The following is a 20053-nucleotide window of genomic DNA, read 5'->3' as shown; positions in this document are numbered from 1 at the left end:
GTGTTCCGGTCATCCGTCGTGACGCAGGACCAGCAGACAACGGGATTCGACCGGTAGGGTCGCCGCCGCGGGGTAGCCGGCGTCGGACCGGCCGGTCGGCGTCGAGCAGTCCAGTGCGACGGCCCAGTGCATTCCGTAGTTTGAGCTTGGCAGTGTGAAGTCCATGGCCTCGTCGTGGGCGTTGAAGCACAGCAGGAACGAGTCGTCGGTGATGCGTTCGCCGCGCGGGTCGGGTTCGTGGATGCCCTTGCCGTTGAGGAATACGGTGAGGGACTTGCCGAAGCCGCTGTCCCAGTCCGCGGTGGTCATCTCCGCGCCCTCCGGGGTGAGCCAGGCGATGTCGCGTGCGCGATCCTTCGACCGCACCGGCCTGCCGTCGAGGAAGCGGCGGCGCCGGAAGACGGGGTGCTCGGTGCGCAACGCGATCACGTTGCGGGTGAATTCGAGCAGGTCCGAATTCTGCTGCATCAGTGACCAATCCATCCAGGCCAGCGGGGAATCCTGGCAGTAGACGTTGTTGTTGCCGTGCTGGGTGCGGCCCATCTCGTCACCGTGCGCGAGCATCGGCACGCCCTGGCTGAGCACCAGCGTGGCCAGCAGGTTGCGACTCTGCCTGGCGCGCAACGCGAGAATGTGCGGGTCGTCGGTGTCGCCCTCGACACCGCAGTTCCACGACCGATTCCAGCTCTCGCCGTCGCGGTTGTCCTCGCCGTTCGCCTCGTTGTGTTTCTCGTTGTAGGACACCAGGTCCCGCAGGGTGAACCCGTCGTGCGCGGTGATGAAGTTGATGCTGGCGCTGGGCCTGCGGCCGGTGGCCTCATACAGGTCGGAGGAGCCGGTGAGCCGGGATGCGAACTCGCCCAACGTGGCAGGCTCGCCGCGCCAGTAGTCGCGCACGGTGTCGCGGAACTTGCCGTTCCACTCGGTCCACAGGCCGGGGAAGTTGCCGACCTGGTAGCCGCCCTCGCCGACGTCCCACGGCTCGGCGATCAGCTTCACCTGGCTGACCACCGGATCCTGTTGCACCAGATCGAAAAACGTGGACAGCCGGTCGACGTCGTGCAGTTCGCGGGCCAGCGTGGCGGCCAGGTCGAAGCGGAAGCCGTCGACGTGCATGTCGAGCACCCAGTAGCGCAGCGAGTCCATGATCAGCTGCAGCGTGTGTGGGTGCCGCACGTTCAGACTGTTGCCCGTGCCCGTGTAATCCATGTAATGCGAAGGGTCGTCGTCGAGGACGCGGTAGTAGGCGGCGTTGTCGATGCCGCGGAACCCGATGGTCGGCCCGAGATGGTTGCCCTCGGCGGTGTGGTTGTAGACCACGTCGAGGATCACCTCGATGTCCTCGGCGTGCAGCGCGCGCACCATCGCCTTGAACTCGGTGACCGCCGAGTCGGCGCGTTTGATGGCGGCGTACTCGTTGTGCGGCGCGAGGTAGCCGAAGCTGTTGTAGCCCCAGTAGTTTCGCAGCCCCTGGTCGAGCAGCACGCTGTCGTGCAGGAACTGGTGCACCGGCATCAGCTCGATCGCGGTGACGCCCAAGCCTTTCAGGTGCTCGATGATCGCCGGATGCGCGATACCGGAGTAGGTGCCGCGCAACTCTTCCGGCACGTCGGGGTGGGTGGCGGTCATGCCCTTGACGTGCGCCTCGTAGATCACCGTCTCGTGATACGGCCGGTTCGGCGCGCGGTCGGTGCCCCAGTCGAAGTACGGGTTGATCACCACGCCCGCCATGGTGTGGCCGAGCGAGTCGAGGCCGTGCGTGTACAGCGACGGGTCGTTGTCGAACTCGCCGTCGAACGCCTTGCCGTACGGGTCGAGCAGTAGTTTGCTCGGGTCGCAACGTAATCCGTGGTCCGGATCGTAGGGGCCGTGCACCCGGAAGCCGTAGCGCTGGCCCGGTCCGACCGCGGGCAGGTAGGCATGCCAGACGTACCCGTCGACCTCGTCCAGGGGCACCCTGGACTCGTTCCCGTCCCGGTCGATCAGGCATAACTCGACGGCGTCGGCAACCTCGGAGAACACCGAGAAGTTGGTGCCCGCACCGTCGTAGGTCGCGCCCAGCGGGTATGCGGTGCCGGGCCACACACCGAGTGGTGTCGCGTCACCGGACGCGGAGTCGGGCTGAGCCATAGCGACGACATTAGCGGCAGCGGCATATTACTCGGCGCGGGTGGTGACGACTGGCAGTCTCAGCCGGGACCTGGGCAGCCGTCCAGCCAGCGCTGAGGGTGGTTCAGCAGGACGGCCGATCGGGCCGGTCCGCCCAGTACGACGGGCTGCGCCCACCGTGGCATCCCGGCCGGATAGCCGTCCTGGTAACCCCTCAGCAATGTCAGGGGTGGTGCTTATTCGGGCGAGCCGAGTGAGCGTCGCCAGGTCTGACCGATCAGGTCGGCGCCCCAGCTGTGGTGCGGACTCTCCTCGGCCAGTTCGAAACCGGCGCGCTGGTAGATGTGCCGGGCCGCGGTGAGGACATCGTTGGTCCACAGCACGATCTCGCGATAACCCGCTGCGGTGGCGAAGCGCAGGCATTCGTCGACCAGTGCGGCACCGACGCCGAGGCCGCGGGCGGTGGGCTCGACCAGGAGCAGGCGCAGCCGTGCGGTCGTGTCGTTCTCGGCGACGCAGAAGATGCTGCCCACCGGTTCGCCGCCGGATTCGGCGATCCAGGCGCGCTCGCGCTGTTCGTCGTGCGAGGCGAGGTAATCGGCGACGATGCGCACGATCAGCTCCTCATATGTTCCGTCCCAACCGTATTCGTCGGTGTAGAGCCGGGCATGCCGCTCGATGACCCACCCGTAGTCGCCTGCCTTCGGTGCTCTGATGACGAAGGGGGGCGCGGCTACGGCATTGGCGGGATGGTCCAGGATCTGCTGGATGGTCTGCATCGCGGTGACCAGGCGGGCCCGCGCGGCGGGTGGTTTGGCGTTGAGCAGGTAGCCGATTTCGGCGCTGGAGCGCTGATCGAGGACCGCGGCTATTTCCTTGCCTCGCTTGGTGAGTCGCACTTCTTGGCGGCGGGCGTCGCTCTCGGAGCGGTTGCGCTGGACCAGGCCCGCGTGCTCGAAGCTGGCCAGGATGCGGCTCAGGTATCCGGCGTCGAGATCGAGGGTCTGGCGCAGGATTACCACCTCGGCGGTCCCGGAGTTGGCCAGTTCGAACAGGATTCGGGCCTCGGTGAGCGAATACTCGCTGTCCAGCAGGCCTTCGCGGAGGACGCCGATGACCCGGGTGTAGCGGCGGTTGAATTCGCGGACTGCGGCGATATCCGTGGCGGCGACGGTGGTCACGACGGCTCCATTCGTGGTGATCGTTGACTCAGTCAAAGAATAACCCCGAGAGGCCGCTCGGCGACAGGAATTACTGTGGATGAGTCTCGCGCCCAGCTCCAGTGGTAACTTGAACGGCGTTCAAGCCCGCCCCCTTCGGGCCGTCGTTAGACCGCGAGGATTCCTGTGGCACTGACCCTTGACGAGATCGCCGCCATCGATGCCAAGCACGTCTGGCATCCCTACGGCGGATTCCCCGCGACGACCGAACCGCTGGTTGTCTCGGAGGCCTCCGGTACGCGGCTGACGCTGGCCGACGGCCGCCAGGTCATCGACGGGATGAGCTCCTGGTGGGCCGCCATCCACGGCTACCGGCACCCGGTGCTGGACGCCGCGCTGGTGGCGCAGTCGCAGCGGATGAGCCACGTGATGTTCGGCGGGCTCACCCACGAACCGGCCGCGCGGCTGGCCGCGCGGCTGGTCGAGCTCACGCCGGGCGGCTTGGACAAGGTGTTCCTGTGTGACTCCGGCTCGGTGTCGGTCGAGGTCGCGGTGAAGATGTGCCTGCAGTACTGGCGCGCGCTCGGCCAGCCCGGGAAGCGGCGGCTGCTCACCTGGCGCGGCGGGTATCACGGGGACACGTTCACTCCGATGAGCGTGTGCGATCCGACGGGTGGCATGCACTCGTTGTGGACCGACGTCCTGGTGGATCAGGTTTTCGCGCCGATGCCGCCGGCCGACTATCGCGCCGAGTATGTGGCGGAGCTGGAACGGATGATCAGCGCGCATGCCGACGAGCTGGCGGCGGTCATCGTGGAACCTGTTGTGCAAGGCGCGGGTGGGATGCGCTGGCATCATCCGCGCTATCTGACCGATCTGCGCCAGCTGTGTGACAAGCACGGGGTGTTGCTCGTATTCGATGAGATCGCGACCGGATTCGGCCGTACCGGAACGTTTTTCGCGGCTGATCAGGTGGGCGTCAGCCCGGATGTCATGTGCGTCGGCAAGGCATTGACCGGGGGATACCTCACCCTGGCTGCGACGTTGTGCACCGCGTTGATCGCCGAGACGATCAGTGCGGGACACGGCGGACTGATGCACGGGCCGACCTTCATGGGTAACCCGCTGGCCTGCGCGGTCGCGGTGGCTTCGCTCGAACTGTTGACGGGTGGAGATTGGCGCGGTGAGGTGGCGCGGATCGAATCCGGGCTCGAAGCGGGACTTGCGCCGTTGCGCGGGCGGCCCGGTGTCGTCGAGGTGCGGGTGCTCGGCGCGATCGGCGTGATCGAACTCGACCGTCCGGTGGATATGCGTGTTGCCACCGACGCCGCCGTCGGCGCGGGGGTGTGGTTGCGGCCGTTCCGGAATCTCATCTACACCATGCCGCCGTTCATCAGCACTGATGAGGACGTCGCGGCGATCACCGCCGGGATGCGCGCTGCGGTCGAAGCCCAGTCCGGCGCGGCGAAACTCGGTTGACACTGCCTTCGGGTCTCTCGATATTGGTGGGGTGACTGCGGATACGTCAGTGCGTCCGGCTGCGAGCCGGTGGCGGTTTTGGCGATCACCGCAGGGGCAGCCCGCGTGGGCGCGCCCGGCGCTGCTCGCGGTCGCCGCGGTGACCGCGGTGCTGTACGGGTGGGGCATCGGATCGGAAGCGCCGCACCTGTATTACGCGGCTGCCGTGCGTTCGATGTCGATGAGCTGGCACAACTTCTTCTTCGCCGCCTTCGATCCGGATGCGACCATCGGCATCGACAAACTTCCCGGCGCGTTCTGGGTACAGACGCTGTCGGTGCGGATCTTCGGGCCGCACCTCTGGGCGTATCTGTTGCCGCAGGTGGTCGAGGGAGTGCTGACGATTCTGGTGCTCTATCGCGCCGTGCGCAGGCTGTCGAGTCCGGTGGCGGCGATCGTGGCGGTGGTGGTCGCGGCGCTGATTCCGGCGACTGTCGCGCTGAATCGCGGCAATGTCGCCGATACGTTGCTCGTGCTGTTGCTGGTGCTGGCCGCCGATCAGGCCGCGGCCGCCATCGAGTCTGGACGGACTCGAAACATGGTGTACGCGGGCGTGTTCGTCGGACTGGCGTTCCAGGCCAAGATGGTGCAGGCGTGGATCGTCGTGCCGGTCATCGCGATCGCGGTGCTGGTCTGTGCGCCGAGAGAGCGGCTGCGGCAACGGATTACCGCGACCGTGCTGTTCGGTGTTGTCGCGCTGACGATTTCGCTGGCGTGGATGTCGGTGGTCAGCCTGGTGCCGGACCGGGATCGGCCGTATGCCGATGGCAGCCAGGATAATTCGCTGTTCGAGCAGGTTTTCGTCTACAACGCCGCGAGTCGTGCCAATGATTCGTTCACCGTCGGTGCGGCGAACTTCTCCACCGGGAAGTCGCAGGCCGGTTATCGCGCCGAGTTGGTGCTCGGGCCCGAGAATCGGTTCGACCATGTCTTCGGTGGTGGCGGTGGGCGCGAGATCGGCTGGCTGGTGCCGTTGGCCTTGCTCGGTCTGATCGTGCTCTCCGTGCTCGCGCTGCGGCGACCTCGGGTCGATCCCGGCACCGGCGCGGTGTTCTTGTGGGGTGGGTGGCTCGTCATTCATCTGGCCGCGTTCCTGATCGTCGGCACGGTCAATCCGTACTACCTCGCGGTGTTGACGCCGGCGATCGCGGCGCTGATCGGGATGGGGGTGGTCGCGTTCGTGCGATCGGTGCACGTCCCCGGTGTGCGCGTGGTCGGTATCGGTGCTGCCGTGGCGACGGTTGCCTACGGCGGGTGGTTGCTGGGCGCGGCGTCGAGCGAGCTGCGCTGGGTGACTGTGGGCGTGGCGCTGATCTGTTGTGTGGCAGCGGTATTCGTGCGCGGGGCGCGAGTGTTGCCGGTGTTGCTCGTCGCGGTTCTCGCCGCGCCCGCCGTCGCCTCGGCCTCAGTGGTCGCCGACGACTATGGGCCGCTGGACACGCCGTTCGAGTCGGCGCAGGCCCGCCAGGTCACCCAGGGTTTCCTGGCCGGGTCCGTGGATCAGGCCGCGGGGTTGATGGAACAGCTGCGGAAATCGCCTGGGGGCGAGCGTTATCCGCTGATGACGTACACCTCCGTGCTCGCGTCACCGTTCATCCTGGCCACCGGCACGGAGATCCCGTCGATCGGCGGATTCACCGGTCGATCGCCGGTCCCGACCACCGCCGAGGTCGCCCGCATGATCGAAGGTGACCAGGTCGGGTTGGTGCTGATCTCGCCCGCCGACGACGATCGGATCACCTGGATAACGCAGCACTGCAAGAAACTGCCGGATACCGGCGACGGACCCGGTTTGCTGGCTTACTTCTGCGGGCGTAGGTAGTTCGACGGGCATGGTTCAGGCGATCCAGGGCGGCACGACCATGGTGTCATTGCCCGGCACGCCTGCCTTAGCGCTTGCCTGCGCGGTGACGATGGCGGTGAAGCCTTCGCCGGTGCTCACCTGACGGAGCACGTCGGCGGGCAGGATCACCGTATCGCCCTCGGCGGCAGTGAGTTTCACGCCGTCCAGGTCGATGGTCGCGCGGCCCGCGACGATGGTCCAGATCTGTTCGGTGTCGATGAAGTGGACCGGTCCCGACGTGTCGGCGGGCACCTCGACCCGCCAGAGCGCGAGCGAGCTGCCGCCCTGAGTCGGGGAGGCGAGGGTGGTCATGACGCCGCCGGGGGTTTCGGTGCGGCGGGTTTCGGTGTGTTGGATGACGGTCATGCTCGGCGACTCCGTAAGATAGACAATGAAGTTGTCCATATAGTCAACGAGGTTGTCCAATATGTCAAGTGACTCCGGTGGTTACGAGCTGCCGTTGCGGATGCTGCTCGGGTTTCGCGCCGTCATCGACGAGGTGCATGCCGAGTTGGCCGAGCATGGGCACGCCGACTTGCGGCCGATGCACGGGTTCGTGTTTCAGGCCGTCGGCCGGGTCGGTGGGACGTATGGGTGCACCGCCGCCGACCTCGGCCGGGCCCTCGGGATCTCGAAACAGGCCGCGGGCAAGCACATCGAGGCGCTCGAGCGTCTGGGTTATCTGCGGCGAGGTCACGATCCGACCGATGCGCGGCGCAAGGTCTATACGTTGACCGACCGTGCCGTCGACGTGCTGAACCGGTCCGCGCGGATCTTCGACCGGATTCATGATCGGTGGGCCGGTCAGCTGGGTGCGGACCGGCTGGCCCAACTCGAACAGGATCTGCGTACCGTGACGCCGGGCGAGGTGTTCCGATTCGATACGCCGAACTGGTTCATGGGCTGAGGTGATGGCTCGGGGCTATACACCTTGAACGGCGTTCAAGTATGCTCCGGAGCTGTGACTACCGATCCGTTGAGTTGGTTGGACGAGCGCGCGTCCGCGCGGGTGGCCGCGGGGCTGCGCCGTGAGCTACGTCCCCGGGCGGCGCGGTCGCCGTCGATCGACCTCGCGTCCAACGACTACCTCGGGCTGGTCCGTCATCCCGAGGTGATCGACGGGGCGATCGAGGCGGTGCGCCGCTGGGGCACCGGGTCGACCGGGTCCCGGCTCGTCACCGGCACCACCATCGAACACGAACTGCTGGAGACCGAACTCGCCGAATTCGTCGGCGCCGAAACAGGACTCGTCTTCGCCTCGGGGTATGCCGCCAACCTCGGCGTGGTCACGGCGCTGGCCGGGCGTGGGGCGCTGGTTGTTTCGGACGCGGGCAGTCACGCGTCGCTCGTCGACGCGTGCAGGCTGTCGCGGGCCCGGATCGAGGTCGCCGCGCACGGTGATGTCGACGCGGTCGACCGCCTGCTTGCCGCGCGGACCGAGGAGCGGGCGCTGGTACTTACCGATTCGGTGTTCAGCGCCGACGGTGATCTCGCGCCGCTCGCTGAACTGCACCGGGTCACCCGGGCGCGCGGCGCGGTGCTGATCGTCGACGAGGCGCACGGGCTCGGGGTGCGCGGCGAAGGTGGGCGCGGGCTGGTGCACGAGCTCGGCCTGGCCGGGGCGCCCGACCTGGTGATCACCGCGACGTTATCGAAATCCCTTGCCGCGCAAGGTGGTGTGGTGTTGGCCAGCGAGCGGGTGCGCGCCCACCTGATCGATGCCGCCCGTACCTTCATCTTCGACACCGGTCTCGCACCCGCCGCCGTCGGTGCGGCGCGTGCGGCACTGCGGGTACTGCGTCGCGAACCCGAACTGGCGGCCCGAGTGCTGGAGCGAGCGGCCGACATCGCGCGGATCGCCGCTGTCCCCGCGCCTGATTCGGCGGTGGTATCGGTCGTGCTCGGCAAGGCCCAGGTCGCCTTCGGCGCCGCGCAGGCGTGCCGGGCACAGGGCCTCGACGTCGGCTGCTTCCGCCCACCATCGGTCCCGGAGGGCACCTCACGGCTGCGACTGACCGCCCGCGCCAACCTCACCCCGACCGAACTCGACACCATCGCAACGGTTCTCGGCGAGGTGCTGGTCCAGGCTCGTGGGCTGGATGTGGTGCGCGCATGAGCGTGCTGTTGATCACCGGAACTTCCACGGATGTCGGCAAGACCGTGGTTACCGCGGCCGTTGCCGCGATGGCGTTGGCCGAAGGTAAGTCGGTGGCGGTGTGCAAACCGGGTCAAACCGGTGTTGCCCCAGGCGAACCCGGTGATCTCGCGGAGATCGAGCGCCTCAGCGGTGCCACCCGAACCCTCGAACTCGCGCGCTACCCGGACCCGCTGGCACCCGACACCGCCGCCCGCCGCGCGGGGTTGCCCGAGCTGACGTTGGCCGAAACCGTTGCCGGGATAGACGCACTCAGCGACGCCGACCTCACCCTGGTGGAGGGTGCGGGCGGCCTCCTGGTCCGGCTCGGCGATTTCACCCTCCTCGACCTCGCCCAAAAACTCGACGCCCCCGTCCTTTTGGTCACCGCCGCCGGCCTCGGCACCCTCAACCACACCGAACTGACCACCCGCACACTGCAATCAGCGGGCGTCCGATGCGCAGGCCTGGTAATCGGCTCATGGCCCACTACCCCCGACCTCGCCGCCGAATCCAACCGCGTCGACCTACCCCGCGTAACCGGCATCGACCTCGTAGGCACCATCCCCGCAGGCACCGGCTCCTGGCCCCGCGACCACTTCACCGCCGCAGCCCCCACCTGGTTCACCCCGACCTGGTCCCCATTCGGCTGACCCACCCCGCATCCCGCGCGCGGTTTCGCGCACCGCGCACGAATCTGCCAGCAAATTCGTGCGCGGCTGGCGAACTAGCGCGCGGGAGGCGAACTGGTGCGTGGGGTCAGCGGATGGTGTCGTCGGCGCGGGGCTGGATGGGGGAGGCGGGGACGAGGTTCCAGCGTTCGAGTTGTTTGCGGATTTGTTCGGCGGCGTCGATGTTGAGGGGGCCGCTGGTCCACATGGCGTAGGGGAGGTTGAGGAAGCGGCCCTCGGTGACGGCGCGGAGCTGGTTGATGCCGGGCTTGGCACGCAGCGCGTCGACCTTCTGGGCGAAGGTTTGCGGCGGGTAGTCGACGAACATAATGGCGTCGGGGTCGGCGGCGGCGAGGCGCTCCCAGGACACCCTGGTCCAGGTGTCCGGCACGTCGCTGAGCGCGTTGCGGCCGCCCGCGGCGTCCAGGATCGCTTGCGGCGCACCGAAACTGCCGCTGGACATCAGGGAGTCGGTGGCGCTGTCGAACAGGAAGATGGTCGGCTTGCGCTCGGCCTGCGGTGCGCTGGTCAGCGCCGCGAGCCGCTGGTCGAGGTCGGCGGTGACCTCGGTGGCGCGGTCGGTACGTCCGGTGATGGCGCCGAGGTTGGTGAGATCGGTGCGCAGCGCGGTCCACGGTTCGACGATGCCGCGCGGGCGTTCGCCATTGTGCTGGCGGCAGCTCTCGGTGAGCGTGTAGGCCGCAATTCCCGCCTTGCTCAACGAATCCGGCGTCAGGTTCTTGGCCTCGTCGTACCCGTAGCTCCACCCCGCGACCATCACGTCCGGCCCCTGCGCCAGCACGGTCTCCCGCGAAGGATATTCCGGCGCAACGGACTTCAACTGATCGACCACAGGCCCGTAGTGCCTGCGCAACGTGTCCGCGTCCCGCTGCACGCTCGACACGGCGGCCACCTGGTCCTGCGCCCCGAGCGCCAGCGCCATCGAGATCAGGTTCCCGTCATTGACGAACAACCGCTTCGCCGGAGCCGGAAACCGTACGTCCACATCGCAATTGCGGATCGTGAGATCCCCGGCAGTCGTCTGCTGCGCGCTACACCCGGCCACCGCCGCGGCCAGCGCAACCGCGACCAACACTCGCAAAGTGTGCTTCATCCATTCGCCTCTCTGGGTAATCAACAGTTCAGTGGTCCGCGACCGAGGTCATCGGGGAGTGATCAGCAGGTGTGGGTCGCCGGTTTCGGGGTGTGGGACGCGGAGGGCGCGGACGCCGAAGACCTCGTCGACCACCTCGGGGGCGAGGGCGGTGGCGGGTGGGGCGAGGGGGTGGGCGGTGCCGTTGTGTAGCACCAGGATTCGGTCGCAGTAGCGGTCGGCCAGGGCAAGGTCGTGCAGTGCCATGACGACGGTGCGGTTCAGGGTGCGTGCCAGGGTGAGGAGTTCGAGGCGGTGGGTGATGTCCAGGTGGTTGGTCGGCTCGTCGAGCAGCAGCACCGGGGTGTTCTGCACCAGGGCGCGGGCAAGCAGCACGCGTTGGCGTTCGCCGCCGGAGAGGCGATGGACCGGGCGGTCGGCGAATCCGGCGAGGTCCACCGTGGCCAACGCGTCCTGGACGGCGTGCTGTTCGTGCGGTGAACCAGCACCCCACGGCGGCAGGTACGGCGTGAGCCCCAGTGCCACCACCTCGCCCGCGCGCAGGTCGTCGGGCGGACGCTCGTCCTGCGCCACCATGGCCACGGTGCGCGCCCGCCGTCGCGCCGACAGGTCGTGCAGCACTTGGCCGTCCACCATCACCTGCCCGCGCACCGGCCGCCGCACCCCGGCCAGCGTCTGCAGCAACGTCGACTTACCCGTGCCGTTCGGTCCGACGATCCCGACCGTCTCCCCGGCCTGGATCGCGAAGGTCACGTCGGCGACCACGGTCTTCCGCCCAGCGGCACAGGCGAGCCCGTGCACCTCCAATGCCCCAGCACCGCTGGCGGTTTCAGGCTTGTGTCCGTTCATGATTCACCGAACCGATAGCGCCGTCGTCCCATCAGGATCAGGAACGCGGGGGCGCCGATCAGGCCGGTCAGCACGCCGACGGGGATTTCGGTGGGCCGGACCAGAATTCGGGTGGCGGCGTCGGCGACGACCAGAAACAGGGCACCGCAGAGGGCGCAGGCGGGCAGCAGGCTGCGGTGGCGCGGGCCCACCAGGAGGCGGGCGGCATGCGGGACAACCAAACCGACGAAGCCGATCCCACCCGACACCGCGACGAGCACCCCGACCAGCACCGCGAGCAACAGAAAAAGGGCGATGCGCAGTTCCTTGACGGGAACGCCGAGGGAAGCGGCGGTGTCGGCGCCGACGGTCAGCGCATCCAGCCAGCCGCTCGCGAGGAGCAACGCGAGACCGGCGAGCGCGACCACGCTCAGCGGCAACGCGATTCGCGTCCAGTCGGCTCCCGCGAGACTGCCGAGCAGCCAGAACAACACCGATTGGGCCGCACCGGGATCCGGTCGGCGAAAGATGAGATAACTGCTCAACGCGGCGAACGCGGAACCGAGCACGGTGCCGGTGAGCACCAACCGCAACGGCGTCAGCCCGCCCTGCGCGACCGCGATCAAGAACACCAGTCCCGCCGCGACGAACGCCCCGGCCAACGCCCCGCCGGACAACGCCCACACCCCGGCACCGGCGAACAGCCCCGAGGTGATGACCGCCGCCGCACCGACACCCGCACCCGAGGACACCCCGAGCAGATACGGATCGGCGAGCGGATTACGCACCAGTGTCTGCATAGCCGCCCCGGCCAACGCCAGCCCCGCCCCGACGATCGCGGCGAGCACTGTGCGCGGCACCCGCAACTGCCAGACGATGGTGTCCAGGCCGAAATCGGTAGGCGTTTGCCCGGTGACGCGGTGCCGCAGCACCTCCAACACCGAAGAGACCGGCAACGTTTCCGCGCCGAACCCGGTCGCGAGAATCATCGCGCAGATCAGCAGCGCCCCGAGAACGGGGAAGATGAGCGCCGCACGAACACGGCTCATGCCGGCCCCTCGCTGGCGCTCGGTTCCAGCACGCGCCGAGGCGCGCCGGCACATGATTCGCTCGCTACGCGCGCGCGGCGGTAGTGCTCCACAGGCAAGTCGCGGCCTCTCCAGAGTTGTCCGGCAGGGGAGGTCTGACTTTCGCCGTGGTGGCGATCACAGTGGCGCGACCGTTCCGGGATTGCACCGGATTCTCGCACCTGCCAGGGATGACGGCAGAACTCTACCGGTCGGTCGGGTTAACACTCGCCGCCGGGTCGCGAGTGGAATGGCAGCCGTCCACACCCTTACGTACGGTGGGATAGATGTCGCCGTTCGATGACCGGCACCCGTCCACTGTTTCGGACTGGGACGACGCGCGACGCAAAGCCCGGCTACGGGACACCAACCTGTGGCACGAGTGGAAGACGTTGCGCCGGACCAGGTCGGCAGTCCTGCGAGTGCTTGTACTGCTCGCCGCCGTACTGGTCGTCTTCGCCCAGTACCTGACCTTCGATGTCGAACCCGAACAAGCCCGCCTCGCCCGCACCGAGCCCGCGATCCTGCCCGTCGCCCCGCCCACCGATCCCAAGAACTGGGACACCGTCGTGGTGGACATGGTCGGCCTCGGCGGCCTGGACGCCAGCGCGACCGCCGCCGCCCTGCCCTCGCTGCGCGGCATGGGCGTGGTGTGGGCCATCCGCTACGACAACGAAGGTATCGACACCAAGGTGATCGCCGACCTGATCGTGCGCGCCGCCGAGCTGTCCGGGCTGAAGAACATCGTGCTGGTCGGGCACTCGATGGGCGGTGTGATCGCGCTGGAGGTCGCCAAACACGTCCATCTCGACAGTGACCGCCGCCTGGTGGGCGTGATCCTGGACTGCACCCCGGTGGATCTGAACGCGGTCCGCCCGGAGAGCCGCGGCGCGGGCGAGGACATGGTGCGTTGGATGCGCTGGCTGCCCGGTGCGCGGGAGAGCAGGCTGTTGCGGCTCACGGTGGAAACCTACGCGCGCCGAGACCGTTTCGTGTACGACGGCGGCCGTGGCGTGCCGCCCGGGATCCGTTTCGGCAAGCTCGGTGAGGTACTGCACGAGGTGTTGCGGGAGAAGATCTTCTCGCGCAACGCGGCGAGCAACGGTCTGATCGAGGCACAGTTCACCGCGATCGTGGCCGGCGGCGCGACGGGTGATTTGCGGGCGCTGGCCGAGCCCGCGGACGGAAAGCCGCGTCCCGCCATCGTTTTCATCCGCCCGCGCGATCCGGACGCGGACCAGGTGGTCGATGTCGAGTACTCGCACCGGGTGCTGATCGAGCAGTCCGGCGGCGTGGATGGCACGCTGTCGGTGGTGCTCGCGCGAAACACCGGGCACGCCAACCCGATGCAGCGGCCGACCGAATACAACACGTTCATCGACCAGCAGATCGTGCCGTTCATCCAGCGCTTCCAGACGGAGGTCCGGGACGCTCCGCTCGCGGCGGCGCCGCGCTGAGCAGTTCGAACCAGCCTGAGACAAACGGTGTTCGGGCCGGTTTTGTCTTGTTTGAATCCGTGTATGTACCGACCACGCACGTTTTTGTTCGGCCGCCAAGGCCGCACCACCGCCGCATTGCTCGCCGTGGCAACCGTTGCGACCCTCGGACTCACCGGCTGCGCGAACAACGACAAGCCGGTCGGTCCCGTCGCCGCGGACACGCCACTGCCCGTTGAAGTTCCAGCTGGAACCAAACTCGTTGTCGCCGACCAGTCCGAGCGGTTACAGCAGGGGCTCCGGATCTCCGGCGAGTTGGACAAGCTGCCGTTCAAGGTCGAGTTCGCCAACTTCACCGGCGGCCCGGCCATCCTCGAAGCCTTCCGCGCCGAAGCCGCCGACGTCGCGCAGGTCGGCGATGTGCCGCCGATCCACGCGCTGATCGCCGGGCAGGACGTGCCGATCGTGGCCGCCTATCAAACCAGCACCACCGCCCTGAAACTCGCGGTGGCGCCGGGCAAATCGGTGACCACGCTGGCCGATCTGAAGGGCAAGAAGATCGCCTACGCCGAGGGCACCGCCCAGCAGGCGGCGGTGCTGCGCGCGCTGGACAAGGCCGGGCTGAAACCCGGTGACGTGCAACTGATCCGGCTGCAGCTGGCCGAGTTCCTCGACGCCGTGCGCACCGCGCAGGTCGATGTCGCCCCGCTGATCGAGCCGAATGTCACCCGGCTGCTGCGTACTCCGGGTGCCTCGGTGATCCCGGACTCGCAGACCGAAGGCATCTACGGCGGCCTCGGCTACCTGTACGCCCGGCGCGCGGTGACCCAGGATCCGGCCAAGGCTGCCGCGACCCGCGCCCTGGTCGCCGCGTTCGTGCGGGCCAACCAGTGGGTGAATACCCATCAGGAGGAGTGGGCGCGCAAGTACTACGTGGACAACCAGAAGGTCAGCGCCGAGGACGCCAAGCGCATTGTCGAAGCGCTCGGCACCTTCACCTTCCCGCACCTGGATCAGCAGCTCATCGACCGGCAGCAGGCCACCATCGACGCCATCGACAAGGCCGGTGAGCTGCCGAAGAAGGTGCAGGCGGCCAAGGGCTTCGACCTGCGCTACGACGCCGCGATCACCGAGGCGGTCACCGCGAGCGGTGCCGCGTTCGCATCGAAGGCCCGTTGATGGCCACGGTGGACGCCGGGGTATGGCACCGGCTCGGACGCACTGCCGCACCGGCGCGGGAACTGGCCAAGCGCAAGCCCACCCGGCCACGACTCGGACCGGGACGCCCGATTCCGTTCGGCGCCGCCATCGGGCCGACGCTGCTGATCCTCGCGTGGGTGCTCGGATCCGCCTCCGGCACACTGGATTCGGAGACGTTGCCCGCCCCGTGGACGGTCGCCGCGACCGCCGGTGACCTGATCTCGGACGGCAGGCTGCAATCCAATCTGCTCACCTCGGTGCAGCGCGCCGGTATCGGGCTGGTCATCGGTGTCCTCATCGGGCTGGTGCTCGCGCTGGTCGCGGGTCTGAGCCGGATCGGTGAAGCGCTGGTGGACGGGCCGATTCAGATCAAGCGCGCGATTCCGACGCTCGCGTTGATCCCGCTGTTCATCGTGTGGTTCGGCATCGGCGAGGAGATGAAGCTGGTCGTCATCACGACCAGCGTGGCGATCCCGATCTACCTGAACACCCACGCCTATCTGCGCAGCGTCGACTCCAGATACGTGGAACTCGCACAGACGGTGGGTCTTTCGCGCTGGGGCTTCATCCGCCGGATCGCGCTGCCGGGCTCGCTGCCCGGTTTCTTCACCGGGCTTCGGCTCGCGGTCACCATCGCCTGGCTGGCCTTGGTCGTGGTGGAACAGGTCAATGCCACCAGCGGCATCGGCTACCTGATGACCCAGGCCCGCACCTACGGGCAGATCGACGTGATCGTGGTCGGGCTCGTGATCTACGGCCTGCTCGGACTTTTCGGCGATCTCGCCGTGCGCGCGGTGGAAAGGAAGGCGCTGTCATGGCGACAGACATTGGGGGACTGAGCGTCGTCCGCACGCGCGAACTGCGGCGCGGGTTCGGCGAACGGGTCGTCTTGCGCGACGTCGATCTCGATATCGCGCGCGGGGAATTCGTCGCCCTGCTCGGGCGTAGCGGTTCGGGCAAGAGCACGCTGCTGCGCGCACTCGCGGAACTGGACTACGACGTGCCCGGCTCGGGCGAACTGACCGTGCCCACCGAACGTGCCGTGGTGTTCCAGGATTCGCGGCTGCTGCCCTGGATTCGCGTGCTCGACAACGTGACTCTCGGCTTGAGCGGACACGGTGCCGCCGAGCGTGGCCGCGCCGCCCTCGCCGAGGTCGGCTTGGCCGGTCGCGAAAAGGCCTGGCCCAGACAGCTTTCCGGCGGCGAACAGCAACGCGTCGCGCTGGCTCGTTCGCTGGTGCGGGAGCCGGAACTGCTGCTGGCCGACGAACCGTTCGGCGCGCTGGACGCGCTCACCCGGATCAAGATGCACGCGCTGTTGCAGGACCTGTGCGCAAAGCACCGGCCTGCCGTCCTGTTGGTCACCCATGACGTCGACGAGGCGCTGCTGCTCGCCGACCGCGTCCTTGTGCTCGACGAGGGCCGCATTTCCGTCGACCAGCGCATCGACCTGGAACGTCCACGCACGCACAGCGATCCGGCCTTCATCCGCCACCGGTCGCTACTGCTCGCCAGTCTCGGCGTCGGTAGCACCGACCTGCCGAGCCACCACGAAGAAGAGAAGCAAGCCTCATGAGTACTCCGCGTCAGCTCAGCCTCAACGCGTTCATCTACCCGTCCGGTCACCACGAGGCCGCCTGGCGGCATCCCGACAGCCAGCCCGGTCGGATCTATGACGTCGACTACTACCAGGAGATCGGCCGCACCGCCGAGGCCGCGAAACTCGACGCGGTGTTCTTCGCCGACGGGCCCGCGCTGCGCACCAACGTCAAGCACAATGCGGGCTCCGGCCTGGAGCCGATCACCCTGCTCACCGCCATCGCCACGGCGACAACGCATCTCGGGCTGATCGCCACCGCCTCGACCACCTACTACGAGCCCTACAACCTGGCGCGGCTGTTCTCCACGCTGGACCACATCTCCCGCGGCCGGGCAGGCTGGAACATCGTCACCACCGGAACCGACCTGGCCGCCGCCAACTTCGGCCTCGACAAGCACCCCGACCACGCCGAACGTTACGCGCGGGCACGGGAATTCGTGGACGCCGTGGTCGCGCTGTGGGACAGCTGGGAGGACGACGCCATCCTGCTGGACCAGGCGGGCGGGGTGTACGCCGACCCGGACAAGATCCACCCGATCGACTTCGTCGGCGAACACCTCAGGGTGCGTGGGCCTTTCAACGCGCCGCGGACACCGCAGGGCTATCCGGTGCTGGTGCAGGCGGGCGCGTCCAACGAAGGTCGTTCGTTCGCCGGCAAATACGCCGAGGCGATCTTCACCGCGCATCAGCGACTCGAGGACGCGCAGAAGTTCTACGCCGACATCAAAGCGCAGGCACAAGGTTTCGGCCGCAACCCCGACCACGTCAAGATCCTGCCCGGGATCAGCCCGTTCATCGGCGACACCGAGGCGGCGGCCAAGCGGCTGGAACGCGAGTTCAACGAGCTCACCGTGCCGGAATACGGTCTGACACAACTGGAGAACATCGTCGGCAAGAGCCTGCGGCACCTTCCGCTCGACGAGGCGGTCCCGGTGGATCTGTTCGACGACGCGGGTGACGTCACCGACAACGGCCGCAGCCGACTGCAGGTCGTCGCGGGCATCGTGCAGCGCGAACGGCCGACCGTGCGTGGGTTGCTGCACAAGCTGGCCGGTGCGCGTGGGCACCGGGTGTTCGCGGGCACGCCCGAGCAGGTCGCCGACACGATCGAGGAGTGGTTCCGCAACGGTGCGGCAGACGGATTCAATGTGATGCCGCCGTACTACCCGGGCGGACTGGAGGTGTTCGCCGAGACCGTCGTGCCGATCCTGCAGGAGCGCGGCCTGTTCCGCACCGAGTACACCGGCACGACGCTGCGTGACCACTTCGGCCTGCCACGCCCGGCGGGCCGGTCCGCTCGCCACCCGGCCTTGGCTCAGTGAGCGAGGCGGACTGTCTACGAACCCGGCCCGTCCGCGGCACGGAATACCGAGCAGGTGGATTGTGTCGCACCGCAATTCGGCCTGCTGACGCTGAGTCACACAGTCTCGCCGCGTCATTCGTAGGTTCCGCCGCGGCGTCGGCGCGGTGAGCGCACCGGTCGATACCGCCACTGCCGAGCCTGTTCGGCTACGTTCGCTCACCTGGACGGTGTTCGTCCCGATGGCGTTGTACGGCATCGGAGTCGGTGCCGCGTCGCCGATGTACGCGCTGCGTGCGTTGGATCTCGGGGCATCGATCGGACTGGCCGGGGTGCTGGTGTCGTTGAGTGGGCTCGGCATGGTGCTGGCTGATCTGCCCGCCGGGCGAATCGTGGCGCGGATCGGCGAGCGGGCTGCGATCGCCGTCGGCTCCGTGCTCGGCGTGCTCGGTGTGCTCTGTGCGATCGTCGCGCCGAATGTCGGCGTGCTCGCGGCGGGGATGCTGCTCAACGGCGCGGCCGGTGCGGTGTGGGGGCTGGCCCGCCAGTCCTACATCGTGGCGGTCGTGCCCGCCGCGGAGCGGGGCCGGGCGATGTCGACGCTGGCGGGAGCCAATCGGCTCGGGTACTACTGCGGCCCGTTCCTCGGTGCCGCGCTGGTGCACGCCATGGGGCCGAGCGGTGCGTTGTGGTTGCAGCTCGGCACCACGGTGCTGTCCGGCCTGGCGATGGTCGCGATACCGTCGCCCGAGGGCGCCGATCCGGACGTGGGCGGACACACGTTGCGTTCGGTAGTCGTCGAAAACATCGGAGTGCTCGGCACTTTGGGATCGGCGGCGCTGCTCATGGGCGCCGTGCGTGCGGCCAGGATCGCGGTGCTTCCGCTGTGGGCGGCGCACATCGGGCTGAGTGCGTCGGCAACCAGCGTGGTGTTCGGCATCGCGGGCGCGGTGGACGTACTGATGTCCTACCCGGCGGGCCTGTGGCTCGACCGGCGCGGCAGTCGCGCCACCGGCGTCCCGGCAATGGTGTTGTTCGCCATCGGATTCGGCACACTGCCACTCACCTCCTCGATGCTCGGCATGGGCGCGGTCGCCGTCGTACTCGGCCTCGCCAACGGCGTCAGCAACGGCGTGATCATGACCGTCGGCGCCGACGCGGCACCGGACGGCCGCCGGGCCGAATTCCTGGGCGCCTGGCGATTGACCCACGACATCGGCATGTTCGCGGGCCCCATCCTCGCCGGTGCGATCAGTGCCGTTGCCCTGCTGAGCGTTTCGGCGCTCGCCCTAGCCGCCGCAGCTGCCGTCGGCGCGGTCGCCACCCACCGCTGGTTCCCGGGAGCGGGAGGTGGTGGGGGAAGGGGGTAAGTGGTGGGAGGACCGCTCAGCGGACCTTGGTGCCGAGGAGGTGGCGGACGCCTGCGATGAACAGTTGCAGGCCGAAGTCGAAACGGGCGGTGGGGTCGGGGGTTTCGTCGAGGGAGGTTTCGTCGTCGGGGAGGGCGCCCGCGGAATCCATTTGCATCCTGGACTGTTCGTCGACGGTCTGGCCGAGGACGTAGTACAGCAGCGTGAACGAGGTGAGTTCGGCTTCGGGGCGTGGCATGCCCGCCCGAATGGCCGCGCTGGCCATGCGTTCCCGGCCCTTGCTGGTGGTGAGCCTGGATGCGTAAGTGGCCGAGACCAATTCGGCGCCGTCGCGGTAGGCGAGCAGGCAGTCGCGCAGCCGGTGCGCCAATTCGCTGACCTGACCGGACCATTCAGTGGCGACGATCGGGTCGTCCATCGGCAGCAGGATCTTGTCCGCGACCGCGCCGAGCAGCGCCTGCTTGTTGGGGAAGTGCCAGTACAGCGCGCCGGGCTGCACCTGGAGCGAGCCGGCCAGCCTGCGCATGGTCAGGTCGGCGAGGCCGTACTGGTCGAGGATCGCGACGGCACCGTCGACCACGTCCGCTCTGTGCAGTTGCACCCGAATTCCTTCCCTGTCCGATGGCGGCACTCGCGGCCGCCGTCGTGGTTACGCAGGTTACCGTCGGCGGCCCGACGAGCCCCCTTTGCGGTGGCGTACCCG

18 protein-coding genes and 1 riboswitch are annotated in these 20053 nt (G+C 68.1%); of the genes, 11 read left to right on the top strand and 7 right to left on the bottom strand.

Going from position 1 to position 20053, the window contains the following annotated elements:
* Window positions 1-9: 9 nt before the first annotated feature.
* Window positions 10-2130 (bottom strand): glycogen debranching protein GlgX, encoded by a 2121-nt coding sequence (glgX, locus tag ACIBK2_RS37435; RefSeq protein WP_396974547.1) that lies wholly within the window; start codon window positions 2128-2130, stop codon window positions 10-12.
* Between the two features lie 215 nt (window positions 2131-2345).
* Complete coding sequence (locus tag ACIBK2_RS37430; RefSeq protein ID WP_396974545.1) at window positions 2346-3290, bottom strand: GNAT family N-acetyltransferase; 945 nt, start codon at window positions 3288-3290, stop codon at window positions 2346-2348.
* A gap of 165 nt (window positions 3291-3455) precedes the next feature.
* Between ACIBK2_RS37430 and ACIBK2_RS37425 the strand changes: the two genes are divergently transcribed.
* Together ACIBK2_RS37425 and ACIBK2_RS37420 are read left to right on the top strand one after the other, a co-directional pair.
* Entirely contained in the window at window positions 3456-4748 is a 1293-nt protein-coding gene (locus tag ACIBK2_RS37425; protein ID WP_396974543.1) for an adenosylmethionine--8-amino-7-oxononanoate transaminase, read from the top strand.
* Window positions 4749-4779: 31 nt separating this feature from the next.
* Window positions 4780-6609, top strand: a complete 1830-nt coding sequence (locus ACIBK2_RS37420; protein WP_396974542.1) for an ArnT family glycosyltransferase — start codon at window positions 4780-4782, stop codon at window positions 6607-6609.
* Between the two features lie 15 nt (window positions 6610-6624).
* On the opposite strand, the gene ACIBK2_RS37415 is transcribed toward ACIBK2_RS37420, so the two are convergent.
* The gene (locus tag ACIBK2_RS37415; protein WP_396974540.1) at window positions 6625-6996 is read right to left on the bottom strand and encodes a cupin domain-containing protein; all 372 of its coding nucleotides are present in this window, start codon (window positions 6994-6996) and stop codon (window positions 6625-6627) included.
* A 61-nt stretch (window positions 6997-7057) separates the two neighbouring features.
* On the opposite strand from ACIBK2_RS37415, the gene ACIBK2_RS37410 reads away from it, so the two are divergent.
* Genes ACIBK2_RS37410 through bioD form a run of 3 tightly spaced genes read left to right on the top strand, consistent with a single transcriptional unit; the run spans window position 7058 to window position 9417 of the window.
* On the top strand, window positions 7058-7537 hold the full coding sequence (locus ACIBK2_RS37410) for a MarR family winged helix-turn-helix transcriptional regulator (RefSeq protein WP_396974538.1): 480 nt from the start codon (window positions 7058-7060) through the stop codon (window positions 7535-7537).
* A 54-nt stretch (window positions 7538-7591) separates the two neighbouring features.
* Window positions 7592-8746: an 8-amino-7-oxononanoate synthase gene (locus ACIBK2_RS37405; RefSeq protein WP_396974537.1), complete on the top strand. Its 1155-nt coding sequence runs from the start codon at window positions 7592-7594 to the stop codon at window positions 8744-8746.
* A complete protein-coding gene (bioD, locus tag ACIBK2_RS37400; protein WP_396974535.1) occupies window positions 8743-9417 on the top strand; it encodes a dethiobiotin synthase in 675 nt (224 codons plus the stop codon). Before ACIBK2_RS37405 ends, bioD begins: the two co-directional genes overlap by 4 nt.
* 106 nt (window positions 9418-9523) lie before the next feature.
* Here the strand turns inward: bioD and ACIBK2_RS37395 are convergent, their stop codons facing one another.
* Genes ACIBK2_RS37395 through ACIBK2_RS37385 form a run of 3 tightly spaced genes read right to left on the bottom strand, consistent with a single transcriptional unit; the run spans window position 9524 to window position 12426 of the window.
* A complete protein-coding gene (locus ACIBK2_RS37395; RefSeq protein WP_396974533.1) occupies window positions 9524-10549 on the bottom strand; it encodes an ABC transporter substrate-binding protein in 1026 nt (341 codons plus the stop codon).
* 48 nt (window positions 10550-10597) lie between these two features.
* Window positions 10598-11398: an ABC transporter ATP-binding protein gene (locus tag ACIBK2_RS37390; protein WP_396974531.1), complete on the bottom strand. Its 801-nt coding sequence runs from the start codon at window positions 11396-11398 to the stop codon at window positions 10598-10600.
* Window positions 11395-12426, bottom strand: coding sequence for a FecCD family ABC transporter permease (locus ACIBK2_RS37385; RefSeq protein ID WP_396974529.1), 1032 nt, complete (start codon window positions 12424-12426; stop codon window positions 11395-11397). Before ACIBK2_RS37385 ends, ACIBK2_RS37390 begins: the two co-directional genes overlap by 4 nt.
* Before the next feature lie 133 nt (window positions 12427-12559).
* A riboswitch (cobalamin riboswitch) is annotated at window positions 12560-12617 on the bottom strand.
* Between the two features lie 114 nt (window positions 12618-12731).
* Here ACIBK2_RS37385 and ACIBK2_RS37380 point away from each other — a divergent pair.
* From ACIBK2_RS37380 to ACIBK2_RS37355, 6 genes are all read left to right on the top strand, one after another.
* Window positions 12732-13901: an alpha/beta fold hydrolase gene (locus ACIBK2_RS37380; RefSeq protein ID WP_396974527.1), complete on the top strand. Its 1170-nt coding sequence runs from the start codon at window positions 12732-12734 to the stop codon at window positions 13899-13901.
* A 63-nt stretch (window positions 13902-13964) separates the two neighbouring features.
* Window positions 13965-15059: an ABC transporter substrate-binding protein gene (locus tag ACIBK2_RS37375; RefSeq protein WP_396974525.1), complete on the top strand. Its 1095-nt coding sequence runs from the start codon at window positions 13965-13967 to the stop codon at window positions 15057-15059.
* Window positions 15059-15919: an ABC transporter permease gene (locus ACIBK2_RS37370; protein ID WP_396974523.1), complete on the top strand. Its 861-nt coding sequence runs from the start codon at window positions 15059-15061 to the stop codon at window positions 15917-15919. Before ACIBK2_RS37375 ends, ACIBK2_RS37370 begins: the two co-directional genes overlap by 1 nt.
* Window positions 15895-16656, top strand: coding sequence for an ABC transporter ATP-binding protein (locus ACIBK2_RS37365; RefSeq protein WP_396974521.1), 762 nt, complete (start codon window positions 15895-15897; stop codon window positions 16654-16656). Before ACIBK2_RS37370 ends, ACIBK2_RS37365 begins: the two co-directional genes overlap by 25 nt.
* Window positions 16653-18002 (top strand): LLM class flavin-dependent oxidoreductase, encoded by a 1350-nt coding sequence (locus ACIBK2_RS37360; protein ID WP_396974519.1) that lies wholly within the window; start codon window positions 16653-16655, stop codon window positions 18000-18002. Before ACIBK2_RS37365 ends, ACIBK2_RS37360 begins: the two co-directional genes overlap by 4 nt.
* 145 nt (window positions 18003-18147) lie before the next feature.
* Window positions 18148-19350 (top strand): MFS transporter, encoded by a 1203-nt coding sequence (locus ACIBK2_RS37355; RefSeq protein ID WP_396974517.1) that lies wholly within the window; start codon window positions 18148-18150, stop codon window positions 19348-19350.
* A 16-nt stretch (window positions 19351-19366) separates the two neighbouring features.
* Here ACIBK2_RS37355 and ACIBK2_RS37350 read toward each other — a convergent pair whose 3' ends face one another.
* Window positions 19367-19951, bottom strand: coding sequence for a TetR/AcrR family transcriptional regulator C-terminal domain-containing protein (locus ACIBK2_RS37350; RefSeq protein WP_396974515.1), 585 nt, complete (start codon window positions 19949-19951; stop codon window positions 19367-19369).
* Window positions 19952-20053 lie beyond the last annotated feature (102 nt).

Source organism: Nocardia sp. NPDC050175 (genome assembly GCF_044459885.1).
Classification (GTDB): Bacteria; Actinomycetota; Actinomycetes; order Mycobacteriales; family Mycobacteriaceae; genus Nocardia.
This window is presented reverse-complemented; position numbering and strand designations above follow the sequence as displayed.

Bases quoted from the DNA above. Each gene is read 5' to 3' on its own strand.
- glgX (WP_396974547.1), bottom strand. From the start codon at position 2,130: ATGGCTCAGCCCGACTCCGCGTCCGGTGACGCGACACCACTCGGTGTG.
- ACIBK2_RS37415 (WP_396974540.1), bottom strand. From the start codon at position 6,996: ATGACCGTCATCCAACACACCGAAACCCGCCGCACCGAAACCCCCGGC.
- ACIBK2_RS37410 (WP_396974538.1), top strand. From the start codon at position 7,058: ATGTCAAGTGACTCCGGTGGTTACGAGCTGCCGTTGCGGATGCTGCTC.
- bioD (WP_396974535.1), top strand. From the start codon at position 8,743: ATGAGCGTGCTGTTGATCACCGGAACTTCCACGGATGTCGGCAAGACC.
- ACIBK2_RS37395 (WP_396974533.1), bottom strand. From the start codon at position 10,549: ATGAAGCACACTTTGCGAGTGTTGGTCGCGGTTGCGCTGGCCGCGGCG.
- ACIBK2_RS37390 (WP_396974531.1), bottom strand. From the start codon at position 11,398: ATGAACGGACACAAGCCTGAAACCGCCAGCGGTGCTGGGGCATTGGAG.
- ACIBK2_RS37385 (WP_396974529.1), bottom strand. From the start codon at position 12,426: ATGAGCCGTGTTCGTGCGGCGCTCATCTTCCCCGTTCTCGGGGCGCTG.
- ACIBK2_RS37380 (WP_396974527.1), top strand. From the start codon at position 12,732: ATGTCGCCGTTCGATGACCGGCACCCGTCCACTGTTTCGGACTGGGAC.
- ACIBK2_RS37375 (WP_396974525.1), top strand. From the start codon at position 13,965: ATGTACCGACCACGCACGTTTTTGTTCGGCCGCCAAGGCCGCACCACC.
- ACIBK2_RS37370 (WP_396974523.1), top strand. From the start codon at position 15,059: ATGGCCACGGTGGACGCCGGGGTATGGCACCGGCTCGGACGCACTGCC.
- ACIBK2_RS37365 (WP_396974521.1), top strand. From the start codon at position 15,895: ATGGCGACAGACATTGGGGGACTGAGCGTCGTCCGCACGCGCGAACTG.
- ACIBK2_RS37360 (WP_396974519.1), top strand. From the start codon at position 16,653: ATGAGTACTCCGCGTCAGCTCAGCCTCAACGCGTTCATCTACCCGTCC.